This is a genomic window from Candidatus Nanosynbacter sp. HMT-352 (genome assembly GCF_022819385.1).
Taxonomy (GTDB): Bacteria; Patescibacteriota; Saccharimonadia; order Saccharimonadales; family Saccharimonadaceae; genus Nanosynbacter.
On record NZ_CP089290.1, the window covers coordinates 703712 to 721228 of the forward strand.

Annotated in this window: 15 protein-coding genes and 6 tRNA genes; 9 read left to right on the top strand and 12 right to left on the bottom strand. The window is 43.9% G+C overall.

Annotation, left to right across the window (positions count from 1 at the left end):
- Nucleotides 1–34: 34 nt before the first annotated feature.
- Both LRM44_RS03710 and LRM44_RS03715 read left to right on the top strand, forming a co-directional pair.
- Nucleotides 35–112, top strand: a tRNA-His gene (locus LRM44_RS03710).
- Between the two features lie 85 nt (nucleotides 113–197).
- A tRNA-Lys gene (locus LRM44_RS03715) sits at nucleotides 198–274 on the top strand.
- Between the two features lie 35 nt (nucleotides 275–309).
- Here LRM44_RS03715 and LRM44_RS03720 read toward each other — a convergent pair.
- Both LRM44_RS03720 and LRM44_RS03725 read right to left on the bottom strand, forming a co-directional pair.
- Nucleotides 310–723 carry a hypothetical protein gene (locus LRM44_RS03720; RefSeq protein WP_243803799.1) on the bottom strand — a complete coding sequence of 138 codons (414 nt, stop codon included), beginning with the start codon at nucleotides 721–723 and terminating at the stop codon, nucleotides 310–312.
- 24 nt (nucleotides 724–747) lie between these two features.
- Nucleotides 748–824, bottom strand: a tRNA-Arg gene (locus LRM44_RS03725).
- Nucleotides 825–867: 43 nt separating this feature from the next.
- On the opposite strand from LRM44_RS03725, the gene LRM44_RS03730 reads away from it, so the two are divergent.
- Together LRM44_RS03730 and LRM44_RS03735 are read left to right on the top strand one after the other, a co-directional pair.
- Nucleotides 868–942 (top strand) — tRNA-Gly (locus tag LRM44_RS03730).
- A gap of 32 nt (nucleotides 943–974) precedes the next feature.
- Nucleotides 975–2780, top strand: coding sequence for a glycogen/starch/alpha-glucan phosphorylase (locus tag LRM44_RS03735; RefSeq protein ID WP_243803800.1), 1806 nt, complete (start codon nucleotides 975–977; stop codon nucleotides 2778–2780).
- Here the strand turns inward: LRM44_RS03735 and LRM44_RS03740 are convergent.
- A complete protein-coding gene (locus tag LRM44_RS03740) occupies nucleotides 2770–4290 on the bottom strand; it encodes a helix-turn-helix domain-containing protein (RefSeq protein WP_445083034.1) in 1521 nt (506 codons plus the stop codon). The two genes, LRM44_RS03735 and LRM44_RS03740, sit on opposite strands and share 11 nt — an antisense overlap.
- Nucleotides 4291–4359: 69 nt before the next feature.
- Between LRM44_RS03740 and LRM44_RS03745 the strand changes: the two genes are divergently transcribed.
- Nucleotides 4360–5628: a serine hydroxymethyltransferase gene (locus LRM44_RS03745; protein ID WP_243803802.1), complete on the top strand. Its 1269-nt coding sequence runs from the start codon at nucleotides 4360–4362 to the stop codon at nucleotides 5626–5628.
- 67 nt (nucleotides 5629–5695) lie between these two features.
- On the opposite strand, the gene LRM44_RS03750 is transcribed toward LRM44_RS03745, so the two are convergent.
- From LRM44_RS03750 to murB, 6 genes are all read right to left on the bottom strand, one after another.
- The gene (locus LRM44_RS03750) at nucleotides 5696–6130 is read right to left on the bottom strand and encodes a type II secretion system protein (protein ID WP_243803803.1); all 435 of its coding nucleotides are present in this window, start codon (nucleotides 6128–6130) and stop codon (nucleotides 5696–5698) included.
- 77 nt (nucleotides 6131–6207) lie between these two features.
- Nucleotides 6208–7971, bottom strand: coding sequence for an RCC1 domain-containing protein (locus LRM44_RS03755; protein WP_243803804.1), 1764 nt, complete (start codon nucleotides 7969–7971; stop codon nucleotides 6208–6210).
- Entirely contained in the window at nucleotides 7968–8813 is an 846-nt protein-coding gene (locus LRM44_RS03760) for a hypothetical protein (RefSeq protein ID WP_243803805.1), read from the bottom strand. Before LRM44_RS03760 ends, LRM44_RS03755 begins: the two co-directional genes overlap by 4 nt.
- On the bottom strand, nucleotides 8800–9249 hold the full coding sequence (locus LRM44_RS03765) for a type IV pilus modification PilV family protein (RefSeq protein WP_129635480.1): 450 nt from the start codon (nucleotides 9247–9249) through the stop codon (nucleotides 8800–8802). The genes LRM44_RS03760 and LRM44_RS03765 overlap by 14 nt, the downstream gene beginning before the upstream one ends.
- Complete coding sequence (locus LRM44_RS03770; protein ID WP_129635478.1) at nucleotides 9237–9722, bottom strand: prepilin-type N-terminal cleavage/methylation domain-containing protein; 486 nt, start codon at nucleotides 9720–9722, stop codon at nucleotides 9237–9239. Before LRM44_RS03770 ends, LRM44_RS03765 begins: the two co-directional genes overlap by 13 nt.
- A 38-nt stretch (nucleotides 9723–9760) precedes the next feature.
- The gene (murB, locus tag LRM44_RS03775; RefSeq protein WP_243803806.1) at nucleotides 9761–10789 is read right to left on the bottom strand and encodes a UDP-N-acetylmuramate dehydrogenase; all 1029 of its coding nucleotides are present in this window, start codon (nucleotides 10787–10789) and stop codon (nucleotides 9761–9763) included.
- 54 nt (nucleotides 10790–10843) lie between these two features.
- On the opposite strand from murB, the gene LRM44_RS03780 reads away from it, so the two are divergent.
- Nucleotides 10844–10920: transfer RNA gene (locus LRM44_RS03780), tRNA-Arg, on the top strand.
- A gap of 70 nt (nucleotides 10921–10990) precedes the next feature.
- Here the strand turns inward: LRM44_RS03780 and LRM44_RS03785 are convergent.
- Nucleotides 10991–13441 carry an AAA family ATPase gene (locus LRM44_RS03785; RefSeq protein ID WP_243803807.1) on the bottom strand — a complete coding sequence of 817 codons (2451 nt, stop codon included), beginning with the start codon at nucleotides 13439–13441 and terminating at the stop codon, nucleotides 10991–10993.
- Entirely contained in the window at nucleotides 13432–13812 is a 381-nt protein-coding gene (locus tag LRM44_RS03790; protein ID WP_243803808.1) for a hypothetical protein, read from the bottom strand. The genes LRM44_RS03785 and LRM44_RS03790 overlap by 10 nt, the downstream gene beginning before the upstream one ends.
- Before the next feature lie 44 nt (nucleotides 13813–13856).
- Between LRM44_RS03790 and LRM44_RS03795 the strand changes: the two genes are divergently transcribed.
- From LRM44_RS03795 to LRM44_RS03805, 3 genes are read left to right on the top strand one after another with little or no spacing between them, the layout of a single operon-like run.
- On the top strand, nucleotides 13857–15119 hold the full coding sequence (locus LRM44_RS03795) for a Mur ligase family protein (protein ID WP_243803809.1): 1263 nt from the start codon (nucleotides 13857–13859) through the stop codon (nucleotides 15117–15119).
- Nucleotides 15119–15841, top strand: a complete 723-nt coding sequence (locus LRM44_RS03800) for a type 1 glutamine amidotransferase (protein WP_243803810.1) — start codon at nucleotides 15119–15121, stop codon at nucleotides 15839–15841. Before LRM44_RS03795 ends, LRM44_RS03800 begins: the two co-directional genes overlap by 1 nt.
- 3 nt (nucleotides 15842–15844) lie before the next feature.
- Complete coding sequence (locus LRM44_RS03805) at nucleotides 15845–17356, top strand: glycosyltransferase family 39 protein (protein ID WP_243803811.1); 1512 nt, start codon at nucleotides 15845–15847, stop codon at nucleotides 17354–17356.
- A 43-nt stretch (nucleotides 17357–17399) separates the two neighbouring features.
- Here the strand turns inward: LRM44_RS03805 and LRM44_RS03810 are convergent.
- A tRNA-Pro gene (locus LRM44_RS03810) sits at nucleotides 17400–17476 on the bottom strand.
- Between the last annotated feature and the right edge of the window lie 41 nt (nucleotides 17477–17517).

The window sequence follows — 17517 nt, forward strand, 5'->3', positions numbered from 1 at the left end:
AGTGTGTGCTATAATTTGAAAAGCTTGGTTTATGGCGGATGTAGCTCAGTTTGGTTAGAGCGCTGGATTGTGGCTCCGGAGGCCGTGGGTTCGAACCCCATCATTCGCCCCAAGTTTTACGACAATTTATTCACACCGATAAATTATTTTCAATAAAACGGTAGACATTTTTGTTGATTGTTGTATAATGAAATTGTGGGCCAGTAGCTCAGCTGGTTAGAGCACCTGCCTCTTAAGCAGGGTGTCGAGGGTTCGAGCCCCTCCTGGCCCTCCAAAAAATAACCTCACATTGAAGTGAGAATTTTTTATTTATCCAAATGGATTATATCCGCGAGAAGGCGGCTCACGAAAAGTAGTTCGATTAGCATTAAACGATTGACGAGAATTGTTCGCGCCCGACGAAGCATTATTATTCTGTAAACTATTAGCCCGTCGATTTCCGCCAGACAGACCAGCATCATCAGGATTATTGTTAGCGACTCTCGACCGAGGCGCTACACCTATTTCCGTACCAAATCGTCTTCGATTGTCAGAATTATTGGCAGATATCGAAGATTCGTATCCTTTAATATATCGACGCCCTGAATTCACGCTACGATTAGCGGTCAGCATTCTGCCCGTATCTCCATACGCTTTAGAGCCGTTGTCGCTCAACGTATTCATACGACCATATAGCCTTTCCATCATTTCTCGCGTCATTTGCGGCTTCTGATTCGCGTCCATATATCCCCCATTAGTTATATGAAATGGCGCCCCGAGTAGGATTCGAACCTACGACCTTAGGCTTAGAAGTCCTCTGCTCTATCCAACTGAGCTATCAGGGCGTATTCACATTATAACATCTTTCTGCTACAATAGTAAAAGCTTGCGGGTGTAGTACAGCGGTTAGTATGCAAGTTTTCCAAACTTGAGATGGGAGTTCGATTCTCCCCACCCGCACCAAGTTAGACAATTTCAATCCATAAAGGGCATCGATGGATCCATATATTTATACAGAAAAACCAAAATACCAGCCGCATGATATTGAAGATGCGTCCGAATTTTATGATGTAATTGAACGAAGCAGCTTAACGCATCAATTATCTGAAAACCGACCATACGTCTATTGGACGATGGAAATTTATGATAAATCCAATGGTATTAAAGGTGGCGGCGGACTCGGAGTTCTTGCGGCGGACACGCGACGTGTAGCTGAAAAATTAGAAGTTCCATTCGTAGTGGTGACACCGTTTTATCGTAGCGAATCACACCAGAAAATCACCAACCTCGCACAAGAAGAGTTTTCGGAATCCGTTTCACCTCAAGATTACGGATTTGAATATATTGACGAAGTTTTCGTAAGTTCAAATGGATTCCCAGATGCAAGCTTAAGCATTTTTAAGAAGACGCTCGGTTCAACGCAATTTGTTACAATTTCAGAACCGAACTTTGGGCAATTGTACGAAGGCGACGGATCTGGCGATCATAGACTATACCAAGAAGTAGCGCTGGGATTTGGTGGCTATAAAGCATTAAAACTCCTCGGTATCAAGCCAGCCGTCGTTCAGCTTAATGAAACCGCAACGATTTTTGCCGCATTGGCACGACTAGACGAACTGTGCGCTAACGGAATGAATTTATACGAAGCCATCGTTTACGTTCGTAAGCACACACTTTACACGAACCACACGCTTCTTCAAGCAGCCGAACCGGAATTCCATCGTTCACAATTTGAAAAATTAGTTCTGCCAAATATAAAAAGTAATGCTGTGCGTTGCTGGCTAATGGAGCAATTCCGCAACGACAGACTGAGACCGAATCTTTTGGCAATTGAACTTACTGAAGCGAAGAATGGCGTAAGTAAACTACACGCCCGTGTAGCAAATTTCCGCGACCGCAACAACGACAAAGTTAAATTTCAAGCCATTACTAATGGAATAGATCTTGAAACGTGGGTGCTGCCTGAAACGTTGCAAACATATCGCAATCATGGCATTATCGATAAATTTGGATTGCCCACAAATGATTTTTCTGAAAAATTAGACTCGCTGAGTAGCGCGGATTTGAGGTATTTGAAAAAACTCGGTCGAAAGGAATTGAATCGAGTCCTATTGAATCGCCAAGATCAGTACGGAAAATCCATACAAATCCCAGAAAATGCAATATTATTCGATTTCAAGCGAAGATTCGCCAATTACAAACGACCTTATATGCCATTTGAAAACCCAAATTCGTTGCGCCAAATTCTCATTAGCCACAACGCGCATTATATTCTGACAGGAAAAGTTCACCAAGGTGACGTGACGATGTATCAGAAATTGCTCGAAGTATTAAAATTGATTGACAACGATCCAGTCCTCAAGGAGCGCGTTCATTATATACAAGATTACGACGAAGAGTTGGGGCGAGCGTTAGCAATCGGCTCAGATGTCTCAATAAACATTCCTATCGTCGGATTAGAAGCGTGCGGCACTTCATGGGAGAAAGACGTCGCCAACCTGAAGCTCCTCATTTCCACCAGTGACGGCGGTGTTGCCGATGTCCAGCCAATTGCTTGCCTTGAGGTTACCGGGAGAAACTACGAAGCCGAAGTTTCATCTTTGTACGTCAACATGCATAAAGCTGCCGCTATTTTGAAAAATGACCAATTGTTAGAAAAACATATCCGCCACCAATTAAGCAACTATTTGCCAATTATTTCTGGCGCCCGAATGATGAAAGATTATCTCAAATTTATTTTTCCAAAACCGCAAATCCAGCCTAAAAAAGAACCGCAAATTAAGCGAATTCCTATTCAATAATCACTTCAATCTCAGCGCCTAGCGAATTTAAGCGTGCCGCCAATTCCTCGTATCCGCGATTAATTGAATATACATCGCGAAGAATCGATACACCTGGAGCAGCAAGCATTGCCAAAAGTATCACAACGGACGGACGAAGCGCTGGCGGAGCAACAACGTCGGCTGGCTTCCATTTTGTTGGACCAGTGATATAAACACGGTGTGGATCAACCAACTCGATTTGCGCATTCAGCTTGCTTAGCTCTGTAAAGTAAATTGCTCGGTTTTCGTAGCTCCAGTCGTGGACCAACGTGCGCCCCTTAGCCACCGTCGCGATAAGCCCCAAGAACGGCAAATTGTCCATATTAATTCCAGGAAACGGCAAGGCGTGAAGTTTATCCTTTGCTGCCTGGAGTTTGGAACGCTGCAATTTAATATCAACCAAACGAGTTTGTCCATTATTAGCAAAATATTCCTTGCTGAGTTCAAACTTAAGACCCATTTCCGCCAATGTCGCTAGTTCAATTTCCAAGAATTCAATCGGCGCACGACGAACAGTAATTTCCGAATCCGTCACTGCAGCCGCTGCAATAAAACTCATCGCTTCAATCGGATCTTCGCTCGGATAATAGTCCAGATTTTTACTAATTCGTTTACGGCCCGTAATTTTCAAGGTCGTCGTACCAATTCCCTCAATTTTCACGCCCAATTTCTTCAAGAAGAAGCAGACGTCTTGAACCATGTAATTTGGGCTAGCATTACGGATGATGGTAGTGTTTGGCGACAACGCCGCAGCCATAATTATATTTTCCGTCACCGTATCGCCACGCTCTGTCAATAAAATCGTTCGATCACCAGAATTGATATCAGTTTTTGCGTGATAATAATCAGTCTCCGCCGTGACGTTCATTCCAAAATGCCTCAAACCACTAAGATGTGGCTCAACCGTGCGCTTGCCTAAATTACAGCCGCCAGCAAACGGCAATTTGAAATCGTCATATTGATGTAGCAGCGGACCAAGAAACATAATCACAGTCCTAGTTCTCTTCGCCGCAGCAATATCCATATCTTCAAGTTTCAAGCGCGCTGGCGGCACAATCTCAAGATCACTGCCATCCAACCAACGAGTTTTAACGCCAATCGAATTCAGAACCTCGATAATTCGGTTAACCTCTTCAATTCGCGCCACTTTCCTAAGCGTCGTCTTTCCCTTATTCAACAAACTTGCACAGAGAAGACCCACTGCAGCGTTTTTACTAGTCTTAACTTGTATCTCACCAGACAATTTTTTGCCGCCAGTTACCTTAAAATTCATTTTTCCGGAATGATTTACAGTCACAATATTGTTATTAAGCACTTCACTAATTCGGGCAATCATCTCAATACTAATATTCTGACCCCCGTTTTCAATGCGATTAATAGCGCTTTGCGACGTGCCAATCGCCTCAGCTAATTGCGTCTGCGTCAGACCTTGTTTTTGACGATTTTCAGCGATTAAATTGCCGATTTTTTGAAGATACTTGTCTTTTATCATGCGTAAATTATATCACTAATGATATATATAAGCAATGATATAATAAGTATTAACGGAGGTTTAGTCATGAAAGACAAGCAAATTGAAGAACTTATAAAAGCAGAAAAAAAGCGCCAAACGGACGGCCTGGAACTAATTCCTAGCGAGAATTACGTTTCGTCAGACGTGCTTCAGGCGCTCGGTAGTGTTTTCACTAATAAATATTCAGAAGGCTACCCTGGTCGACGTTATTACGGCGGACAAGAAAACACTGATCAAGTCGAGCAGTTGGCAATTGACCGTGCTAAAAAACTTTTCAAAGCAGATCACGCTAACGTCCAGCCACATTCTGGCGCGCAGGCTAATGAGGCGGTGTATTACGCTTGGTGCGAGCCTGGCGATACTATTCTGGCTATGGATCTAGCTCACGGCGGACATCTTACTCACGGCGCTCCGGTCACTCGTAGCGCCAGAGAATACAACTTCATTCGCTATGGTATAAAAAATATCGACACTGGCGAAATTGACTATGAAGAAATCCGTCAATTGGCCTTAAAACACAAACCAAAGATCATTTTGGCGGGATTTTCGGCATATCCACGAGAGTTAGATTACGAAAAATTTGCTAAAATTGGTAATGAGGTCGGCGCTATGCTAATGGCAGACATGAGCCATATTGCGGGACTAATCGTTAGTGGCGTTGCTAAAAACCCGTTCGACTATGGCTTTCATGTAATTACCACAACAACTCATAAAACTCTACGTGGACCACGAGGCGGGCTGATTCTTAGTCGAGGAATAGTTGGCAATCCATTGAAAAAACCAGAGAAAACTCTCGAAAATTTACCTACGTTGATTGATCGAGCAGTCTTCCCTGGCACGCAAGGTGGACCGCACATGCACACCATCGCTGCAAAAGCCGTAGCGTTCGGTGAAGCTTTACAGCCAGAATTCAAAGATTACGCCGAGCAAATTGTTAAAAATGCGAAAAGATTGGCGGAAGAGTTGCAAAAGCGTGGATTTAAGCTAGTAACTGGCGGCACCAGCAACCATTTGATTCTGGCAGATATTCACAGCAGCTTCGGTATTGACGGCAAGGAAGCGGAAATCGCCATGGATAAAATCGGTCTGACACTGAATGCTAATGCGATTCCAGATGACCCACTACCAAGGTTCAGACCAAGCGGCATTCGCTTAGGCACTCCAGCCGTCACGACGCGAGGCGCCAAAGAAGACGACATGGAAAAAATCGCAGGATGGATGAGGCGGTCAATAGATAATCGCGACAATGACAAAATGTTGGCTGAACTACGTAAAGAAGTCGTAGAATTCTGCCATACTCTACGCGATATTTAATGTAAACCCGCACATAAAAAAACTCCGACTAACGCCGGAGTTTCTTATTTATACGATTCTTAGCTAATTAACAGCCAGTACCAACTACGCGGTTCTCGACAGTATTACTACTGTAGTTGTAGTATGAAATCTTTGCGCCTGTTGGGTCGCCAGTACCGGTAGTAGGACATTTTTCGTATTTAACTGTTGTAGTTGGAGTGCTTGAACCAAAAGTACCAGTACCTAATTCAGTAACATTGGCTGGAGCAATGTAGTAAGACTTCTTTGTGTCTGCGCCAGTTAATTTTGTGATATCCTCTGGATACTTACCCTCTTCAGTGTTGTATAGTTCAGCTTTCTTAGCAACTGCGTCAACTGTTGATTTAGCAGCAGATGTCTTTGCCTGGTTTTGCAAACCGTTGTATGCAACCAAAGAAACGACTGTCAAAATTGCAATGATCACGATAACGATCAAAAGCTCAACTAGTGTAAAACCTTGATTTTTGATATTCTTTGTAGTCACGATAATGTGCCCCCTAAATTGTTAGTTTGATTTGTAACTTGATAATACTACAACGTTTTTAAAAGCGCAAGCGTTTTTTAATATATATATCGATTTTGCACTGGACGAAGGAATAATGATTCTGTTGGACTAAATCTATTCTCATTTGTACCGTCGCCGATTTGCCCTTCATCATTTAACCCCCAACAGTACGAACGCTTATTTGACATAATCACACAGCCACGATTCGCTCCAGCCGCAATATCCACCACCGACTCTGTTAATGGCAATCCATCATCACCAGAATGTACAAGCACCGGGTTGCTAGATTTTTGTATTGCCTTAGAAGCATTATCATTACCCTTACCCAGCTGACCAAGCTTATTATCACCCCAGCAATACACTTCCTTATTTCCGCCATTATTCACTAAGGCGCAAGAGTGAGCAATCCCAACCTCAATTCGTAGCGGAACTCCCGGTAGACCATCAACTTTTGCTGGCTGGAAATGCACACCAAAGGGACCGGTCCCCGGAGACCCGGACTGCCCACGACCAGCACCACCCCAGCAATACACATCAGTTGTAGTACCAGTTGGAGTACGAGTTAAAGCAATAGCACAGGTGTGCGATACGTAGCTATGATCCGATGCCCAAGTATAACCATCTTGAGATATGTCAGTTACACCTTCTAAACCCTTAACTAGGGTAGCATGGCTGTAGTGATTACCAGATATTGGACCAATACCCATCTGCCCAAACCTAGCTAACCCCCAACAATAAGCCTTTTTTTCAGTAGTTATAGTACACATCGTTTGCGAGCGTGATCCACCGGTCGCCAACTTAGTCGCAAAATAATTGATAGGGAGTCTATTATAGCCGCCTGAGTTAATCTGCACTGGCGTGGCACGAAGTCCGGGGTTTTCAGGATTTCCGAAGCCCAATTGACCCATATTGTTCCGACCCCAGCAGTAAATTTTACCAGACGCAACAGCACAGGAGACGTCACCAGTTCCGCCAATTGATGTAACGTCTTTACCTGCGAGATCGCCACCAACCTCAACCGGAACGCTAGAGTAATTACCAGCCCCAGACGACCCGTTGCCTAGCTGACCAAACCTATTATCGCCCCAACAATATACTTTTTTATTACTGCCCAGCTGGGTTAAAACACAGCTATGATGCTGTGCTGTAAAAATATCAATAATCTTACCATTCCTCATATCGCCAATAGAGCGAACTTTCACTGGGATATTGGAGCTGTGAGTAGTTCCATCTCCTAATTGACCCATATCATTTTTTCCCCAGCACCATACATTATTTGATAAAATCGCACACGTACGATTAGTACCACTCACCGTACGTGTTGCATCAATGTCAGCCGGCCAAGTAACTGATTTTTTTACAACAGCGACATAAGTCTTTAGAACAACACCGCTACCATTTGTTATTTCAACTCGACCCACAGATGAAATCTGAGCAGTAGCAGCCGACAGGGCTGTGCTTCTAGTCGAAGCCTCCAAATCACCGACCTCAAAAGTCGTCCTAAATTTATTGCCTTCATCAAATACATATTTCTCATAACTCGGATTTACAGCCCCCTTACAATTAGTTTCCGGACGAAGCGGTCCAATTCCACCAGGAACCGAACTCCATGATTGCTCAGCTCCATTGGCGTCCAAACAAGCATTAGCGTAAGCTGTACCCGCCTCACCAGCCTCCTGGGCTAATTTATAATAGTACTCCTCCTGAGAGTAAATATACGATTGAGTCACGACCCTCATAGCACCAGCCAAAAGCGCCAATATAAAAGTGCTCATAAGGATAATCAGCACCAAGGAATAGCCGTTTTTTCGTTGAATCATAGGTTATTTATCTTTCGTATTGTTAAGGTTTGCGAATCAGAAACTTGCTTGCTAGGTGATTGAATTGTCAGAGTAATTTCTACACTATCCGCGCCATCAAGAGCTTTCTTATCGCTATCTGGAGCGTCGCTATTTTTGCTTATTAGCGTTTTTCCATCATAGTAATTAATCTTAAATTCCGAAACTCCAGTTGCCAAAATCGAATCTTCACGAAGCTTCATGGCTCGATCCTTAAACTTATCAGCATCCAGGCTATTCATACAGAAATATCCCGCAGCAGAACCTGAATATGGCGCTGGAGGGTAACTGGAGAAATCAACTAAATCATTATAGATAGTTCGTCGATGCAGCTCTCCATTCTTCAAAAAATATATGACTATTTTTTTATACTTCGGCTGCTGAGTCTTATTTGCATTACAGTCAAACTTTGGAGTTCTTAGATATACAATCTCCCTAGAATCGGCGCCTCGTCCCATATTTGTAGCATATTGAAGCAATATAAGTGAGTTCTTTTCGGGATCAGTAACGGCACTACTTGAATACGGATTACTTCTATATCTCCATTCTCTAGGCGTCGCACTAGGGAAATTTTTATCGGTAGCAAACGTATCCTCTCCATCATAACTGCTCACCTTAAAGCGCGAAGCTTGGCGAACGTCAGTTTCAATTGCATCCATGGAATTATGCATATTTCGACTAATCTCAACCTTCGCCTTACTGATAGACGCACTTTGGTTCGCCGAAATTAACATCTGACTAAACACGCCGACAACCATTGCGATGATGACCATCACCATTGCCAATTCGACCACAGTAAAACCGCCCTCATTAGAACGCCACATACGTCGCATGTACCACCTTCTTTCCGCTACCTATGCCAGAGCTTGGCAATCCATATTCTACGATAGATTCCACTTTAATCGGCATCCCCAGGCTAACTGTTCCACTCTTACATCCGTATGGCGCTGATGCATATACTTGCTGCCTAACCATTCCAGGCAGCCCATCGACACTACCAATAGTTCTCGTAACTTCATACCTAGTATTCGACGACGCCGTGTTACACTTAAACCACGACGGAGCGGAGTCATTCGCGTAACGACGCATATTATTATACGCCAGAAGACTTGCTTTATTATGCTGAGCGCTTAAAACCGATATCTGGCTGACCTGCGCTTGCATACTTAATATAACGACCATGAAAATACCAATAACAACCAGAGTAACCGCAACTTCGACAATAGTAAATCCATCACTTTTCCCTGTTAATCGCGCCATATGCTATTCACCTTTTTTTCCGACCCCGTCGAAAATTCCTTATATATAATGTTATATTTCACACAAGTTACCGCCGCCACGTCAGTTATAGGACCAGAAGTCGGCTTCGTACAATCTCCATCGTCTATGTTTGCCGCCTCGTACAACAATTCGCCATTACTACCGCCAGACCAATCACTACGATTGCACTTGATCATCTCCTTTTTCAGAGAATCACTTCCTACAATTGACGAAAAACTCTTAATAAGGTCAGCGCAGGAAGGATACTCGTGCCCAATAGAGCTTACATTTTTATATTTGTAATATCGCTCCAACCTCAAGGACAGCTCAGATACATCAGCTTTTTGCTCCTGATCTCTAGTCAAGTTCAAAAATCTTCCGCCACCAACAAACGCAATACTAGCCAAAATCGACACAACCACAATAACTACTGCCACTTCAACTATCGTATAGCCACCCGTCCCACGATTCATATCAATATTGTAGCGCAAATCTACAAAAAAGCATATGCTTATTGTCGGGAAAGTTCTAGCGGCTCTTGCTCAATTTTTATACCGAACTTGTCAAAGACAATTTGCACAATTTCCTCACGAATCGCCGCCAAATCATCATATCCCGTTGCCGAATCGTTCACGAGCACCAACGCATTCTTTTCGTAAACTCGCATGCCGTGACTGCGATAACCCCTTAAGCCAGCCTTATCTATCAACCAACCTGTCGGGATTTTATATCTTCCGTCAGACATTGCATAATTTGGAATGTCGCTGTATTCTTTTTGCAATTCTTCCAATTTCCATTTTTCAACCAGCGCGTTTTTGAAGAAAGAACCTGCACTTGGCAATTCCGCTGGGTCTGGCAATTTTTCCGAACGAATATTAAGAACTGCCACGCGAATCACTGACAAATTAACCTCACGAATGTCATTCTTGTCAATATATCTCTGTAAAGAAGCGTAATACGGCGGTTTCGGCTCTGCTTTATTTAGGCGCAAAGTAATATTCAGAATGCAATATCGTCCTTTTTCCTTATCGCGAAAAATGCTATTTCGATAAGAAAAGTCACATTCATCGGCAGAAATAGTTACAATTGTGTCGGTTTTTGAATCGTAAGCTTCCAGACTAATCAACGTGTCGGCAATTTCTTGCCCGTACGCCCCAACATTCTGGACTGGCGCAGCTCCAGCCGTTCCAGGAATCCCCGACATAGCTTCAATTCCCTGAAGTCCAAGCTCAATAGCCTTCTCAACAACCTCATCCCAGACTTCGCCCGCACCAATTTTCACATCAGTTGTTTCGTCAGTTTCAGAAATAACCTCAAAACCTTTAATCTTATTCAACAGTACGATTCCTTCAAAAACCTCGTCATGCGTAATCACATTGCTGCCGCCACCCAACACAAAAATCGGCAGATTTTCCTTTCGGGCATTACGATATAGCGACACAACATCACTAGCAGAATCCGCTGTCGCCATATAGCGAGCCTCACCTCCCAATTTCATAGTCGTGTATTGTTTCAGTGATATATTAGTCATGACGTCCATGCATATAGTATATCATTTTACTCGACCGTCATCTATGATATAATAACTTCATACGCACCCGTAGCTCAGCGGATTAGAGTACTTGGCTTCGAACCAAGGGGTCGCAAGTTCGAATCTTGCCGGGTGTACCAAAATAGCTCGTCATTATGACGGGTTTTTATTTATGATGACATCATAAAAAACGCTAGTCGAGCGGCTGAGCTAGCTATTCAGTGGCGGATTCTGAATTCCTGACGGCATTTGCGCAGATTGCGAACCTAAAATCTGGCGAATCTGATCAGCGGTGATAATTGTGGTCGAACCGGGCGCGACAGTTCCCGCCAGCATTTGCTTGGCGACGGTATTCTCGACAGCTCGCTGGACGACGCGGCGCATCGGACGAGCTCCCAATCTTGGATCATAGCCAGCCTCGACCAGCAATTTCTTACCTTCTTCCTCGACCGCAACTTGAATTTTTTGCGGCGCCAAAGTCTTATTAACTCCTGCCAAAATCAAATTGACAACCTGCAGCAACTCATCTTTTCCTAGCGGACGGAACAAAACGATTTCATCAAAACGGTTCAAAAACTCTGGGCGGAATAAATTGGCGTTAATCAACTCGTTAATAAATGTCTGCTCGAATTGTTCCAATTGATAGCCCCGCTCAATATATTCACGAATTCTATCCGCGCCAGCATTTGACGTCGCAATCACAATCGTATCGCGAAAACTAATTTCTCGGTTATTTTCATCGCGAAGTATTCCCTCATCCAAAAGCTGCAAAAGCGTCGTCAGAACCTGCGGATGAGCCTTTTCAATTTCGTCCAAAAGCACGACAGAGAACGGGCGCTTCTGAACTTGAGCAGTCAAACTCCCTGGATCTCGCGCGCCATCCGCAATTAACCTAGCCACGTCATCCGGCCTGACAAATTCGTTCAAATCCAAGCGAATCATATTGCCCTCACCGCCAAAATAAACATCCGCCAAAGCTTTAGAAAGCTCCGTCTTACCAACACCAGTCGGACCGAGAAACAGGAATGCGCCAATCGGTCGATTCTGATTTCTAACACCTGTGCGCGCGCGGCGAATAGCATCAGAAACAACTGTCACGGCTCGCGTTTGATTGATCATTCGCTGATGAATTAATGACTCCAAGTTTAACAATTTTTCCTTTTCGTCACTCAAAGATGCTACCGAAATTTTTATACCAAGAGTTTTTTCGATCGCATCGTCCACAGATTGCGCAGTCACTAGCCCGCCGCTGGCGTAACTTGCCGCCGCTTCCAAAATTTTCAACGCCTTACCTGGCATCACCAAATCTTGAACATAACGATCACCAACACGATATGCCTCCGCCAGCGCCTGATACATATATGTCACTTTGTGCTGTGCCTCAAATAAAACCAATTGATCGCGCATAATTTTCATAGTTTCAGGTTCGTTTGACGGCTGAATTGCAATTGTGTTCAAAGCGTGAGCAAGCTGCGGCTTAGTCTGAGAAATTTGCAAAAATCGCTGATCGTCCATCGTTAAAATCGTCCTAAGTCTACCGGCCTCCAGAATTGGCAATAACACATTACTCAAGTCAACCGAACCAACGCCTTCTTCGAAGAATAATTGCGCATTGTCCAAGCATAAAATCACGTTTTTCGACAAGAAAGCTTCGTTCAAAATCATCGTGACTAGATTTTCCAATTCCCCGCGACCCGACGCCACACTAATCAACGACGACGCGTCAAGCATAAAAACTTGCTGATACATCAGAGAACCAGGAACGCCTCGATGTCCGTCAATCAGCATTTCCGCAAACGCCGACACGACAGTACTTTTTCCTGCACCATCAGCTCCAACTAGCGTAATATTCTGCCGCCCGCCAGAACTAAACGTTTTAAGCATCTGTCCCAACGCTTCCTCGTGTGCAGCCAACTTAGTTGTAAACGCGCCGCCAGATACACTGACGCTAACATTCTGAGCAAATCGACTCAGCAGTGGCGTATAACCAAAAGACCAATCCCTAGCAATTCCGCCCGTATTTAGCGGCTTCTCTTTATATTGATCAATCAGCGCCTTTATTCGCTCGTACCATCGAATAGCCTCCTCGATATCATGAAAATCGATCTTCATATTCGCCAGCAAAGAATCGTGCTGTGGCAATTGCTTTACTATCGCCGCCGCCAAAACCGCGCTAGTAATCTTCGGACTTTCCGTGCTCTGCCAGATTTCAATCGCCGCCTTCCAAATCTGCTCCGTTCGGTTCGGATCGTCGACGGAAATATTACGCAAGAAATTCGGCGTCAAACCCAGCCGCACTGCCAAAAATTGCCCAGCTCGCGTGCCTGTAATCGCCTCAGCAATATCAATCGGCGTCGGTCTGCGCGGCAATTTACCCAAAACGTCCGCCGCCATCACATCGTCAATTGTCTTAGGATTTTTACTAATTTCTGCCGTCTTAAGATCTTTTTCCCACCAAATCGACACCATAATCATTGGACCGCTCAGACCAAATAATAGCCAGCCAATTGCCCCGTGTTCGATCAACGACCACACGCCAAGCAAAACTAACATAATGCCGACAGCTATCGCCACGATATGCCAGGCATTGCCAAACCTTACAGAAAATCGCGCTTTCTGGGCTCGTAAACTGTCGTAATTAAATCTCGGCTCTATTTCCATACAGAAACTCCCATTTGCCATAAAATAATTCCGATAAGCGGCATCAGCGGCAGCGCCAGCCACATAATAATTCCTAAAATCATCCACAAAAATCGTAGCAATATCATCAATATTCCAATAATTATCACCATAGAGCGCACCACCGCGCCAATTACTCGCGAAAACATTTTGTCAAAAAACGCAGATAGTTGCACGGATAAATCGCCACCAACCGGAGCGGCTGAAATCTGGCGGAACGGATTGAATAAGGTTTTCAAAAGTAGCCCGACTGAGAAAAAATCCGCGGTTCGTAAAACTCCCAGAAAACTTTGTCGGATATATTGCAACAAGCCATTGCCATACCACCACTGAAAGATACCCACCAAAAACATATTGATATTGTAGCACATCGACCCGGCAGAGTATAATAGACAGTATGGCAAGACAGATGATTAGTACTATTATTGGCAAAAGCGTCAAGAAAGTCGCTAAATTACGCGGTGGCGGTTCAGCCTTGCCGGGTTTGGTGATTGAAAAAATTGACCCAAAATTTATTCAGAGAACGTTGGCAGATTTACCGCAAGGCGTGGTGATTATCAGCGGAACGAATGGGAAAACGACGACGACAAAAATCGTCGTAGAATTGTTGGAATCAGTCGGATTGAAAGTCTTCACGAATCGCACTGGTAGCAATTTTTCCCGAGGTGTGGCAGCGGCGCTGCTCGATGAGGTCAATATCCGCGGCAAGCTGGACGCCGACATTGCAGTTCTGGAACTGGACGAGGCTTGGGCGGTTAAATTCGTGCAGATTGTTCGTCCGCGCTTTTCCCTGCTTCTGAATGTTATGCGCGATCAATTGGACAGATTTGGAGAAATCGACAATACAGCCGCACTGCTCCAAAAAATAGCTGAAGCCACTAGCGACACTGTCGTTCTCAACCGCGACGATCCGCGAATTTTTAAGATTAGCGAACATATTCAGGCTAAAAAAGTTTTCTTCGGTACAACCAGCGAATTACTTCAATTGATGCCAACGGACGACACCCTAAAATACGGAAACGCAGTCGCAAATCAAAGCGTGACGGCCGATGTTTTATTGAAAAAGATTAACGCTCAACAGGCTACTTTTCAAATTGACAATAAAGAAATTGACGTAGATCTGCAACTCACTGGAGTTTACAATCTTCTCAATGCGGCGGCAGCGGTTGCCCTGGCTCGACAAATAGCGGGACCGGAAATTACCGATACGATTTTATCTGCGTTGAAAAACATAAAGCCGGCGTTTGGTCGTGGCGAAACGATCTACCTGAATGGCACGCCAATTGAGCTTATTTTAGTGAAAAATCCAAGTGGCTTTCGGTTGGCGCTTCTGTCGTTTGCCAAAAATAATAGTGCTACGATGATCGCTGTTAATGACAATTACGCCGACGGACGAGATGTAAGTTGGTTCTGGGACGTCGATTTTTCGCTATTAAAAAACGTAGCGATGATCAGCGGTGCGCGTGCTTACGATATGGCTTTGCGACTTCAATATGACGACATTTTAATTGGGAAAATTGACACCAATATTTCGAAAGCCCTGGAGGATTTCATTAATACTAATCCCGATGAGCCGAAACAGATTTTTTGTAGCTACACGGCCATGACAGCGATTCGTCGCCTGCTGAGCGAAAAAACCGACGTGGAGGAAATATCATAATGAAAATAACAATTGCGCAACTTTACCCGCGAGATATGAATCTTTATGGCGACTGGGGTAATACGCTAGTCCTGAGAAAACGACTAGAGCGACGCGGCTTCGATGTTGAGATTATCGATCACAATCCGGGCGATTCAACGGATTTTTCTAAAATTGATATTTTTGTTGGCGGCGGCGGACAAGATTCTGGGCAGACGATTATCCAAAACGATCTTCTGGCGCGAGCCGATGAACTGCGACAATTAGCAAAAGACGGCGTGCCGATGCTGATGATTTGCGGAATGTACCAATTATTTGGTCGGTTTTTCCGAACGCTCAAGGGCGAGGAAATTGTTGGCGCTAACATACTGCCAATTGAAACAATTGCTGGCGACGAGCGGATGATTGGTAACATTGTCATCAAAAGTCAGGAATTTAGAGATATCGTTGGCTATGAAAATCACAGCGGACAAACTTTCTTAGATAAGACCGCCAAACCTCTTGGGCAAGTTATTAAAGGCGCCGGCAATAATATGACTGACGCAAATGAGGGTGTTCGCTATAACAACATCATTGCCACTTACCTCCACGGCCCGATTCTACCCAAAAACCCGCAAATTGCAGACTTTCTTATCGGCGAAGCACTAGAGCGACGTGGTGTAAGCGCAGATTCGGGGCTGGAAAAAATTGACGATACTTTGGCGGATAAAGCGAGAGAGATAGCGTTAAAATTATCCAGATAATTCATGAAAAAAATCCGTGTATATCTTAAAAAGCTATATGCATTTCTTCATAAAATGCCCGGTTGGATTTGGCTAATTCCAATCTTAATCTTAGCCATCAACGTTCGACTTACCTATTTAACAAAAGCCGACATTTGGCATGACGAAGGATATACGGCGGCCATCATTCAGCAGCCAATCAGAGAAATTATCGCCATTACGACCACGGACGTCCACCCGCCGCTTTATTACGTTATTATGCACGTTTGGCAATTGATTTTCGGCAATTCCGTAGCTTCGCTCAGAGGATTTAGCGTTACGTGTGGAGTTCTGACGATTGCTCTATTATTTCTATTACTCCAAAAACTTTTTTCTAAAAGAATCGCCGTATTTGGAAGTTTTTTAGCAGCGCTAGGACCGTTCTTAATTCGCTATAGCGACGAAGCCCGAATGTATGCACTGGCGGCACTTTTGGTCGTAGCAATGACATACGCATTTGTCGTGGCAGTCGAGCACAAAAATAAGAAGTTTTGGTGGGCGCTATATGGAATTTTAGTAGCGCTCGGTCTTTATACACAATATTTTCTAGCATTAATACTACCCGCGCATTTCGTATATATTTGGCTAAAACTTGGCGGAAATCACACTGCCATAAAAAATATATTTAAGGATAAAAACGTTTGGCTGGCCGCAGGAACATGCTTTTTACTATTCCTTCCCTGGTTACCAGTTATGATCTCCCAAACCAGCCGAGTAAGTGGCGGCTTCTGGATCCCCGAAGTCACCAAATTCACCATCCCGACAACACTATCGATGTTCTTAACTTATGACGACAGAATTGTCTGCTATTTTGGGTTGCTACTGCTGCCAATTATAATCGCAATTTCATTCATCCTAGCCAAAAAATGCCCAAAATACCAAGCAGCAATTTGGATTTTAACAATTTGGCTGCTGCTGCCGATGATCATCGTTTACATACTCAGCCAGGGTCGACCAGTTTACTTAGATCGATATTTCACTTATTCAGCGCCGGCGTTTTACGGCTTGATTGCGATATTCATCGGGCTTATTTTTTCTAATAAAAAATGGTGGCCTATTGGAATATCTATCGTCCTGACATTATTTATCGGTCATTACATGTGGCATATCGGCAGTAAAAACATTGCAGAATCGTCTTGGAATAACACCAACACAGCCATGAATCATATAAATGGAAATATCCGGAGTAGTGATGCTATTATCTCTGGCGAGATCTATACTTATTTTCACACTTCCTATTACAACTGCACAAATAAAGAAATTATACTTCTGAAGCCGAAAGAAGAGCTGGGCTGGGTTGGCGAATGGGGATTAATTAAAAAATTGAATACTCCAGAAATTAGTTCTTTAGAGTCGGTAAAATCTCCAAGAATCTGGCTTATTCTTCGCGAAAAAACATATGACGAATATAAAAAACAAGTTCCACCCTATTGGCAATTAAAGCAAGAATTCCATGACGGCGACTTGATTATCGGACTGTACGAAAATAAAAAATAACTGGTCGAATGCCAGTTATTTTAATACACTGAATGATTTCAATTGGTCGGGGTGAAAGGACTCGAACCTTCGACCTCACGGTCCCAAACCGCGCGCGCTAGCCAACTGCGCCACACCCCGAAAGATATCTCTATCATTCGCTCTGATCTATCTTAACATAT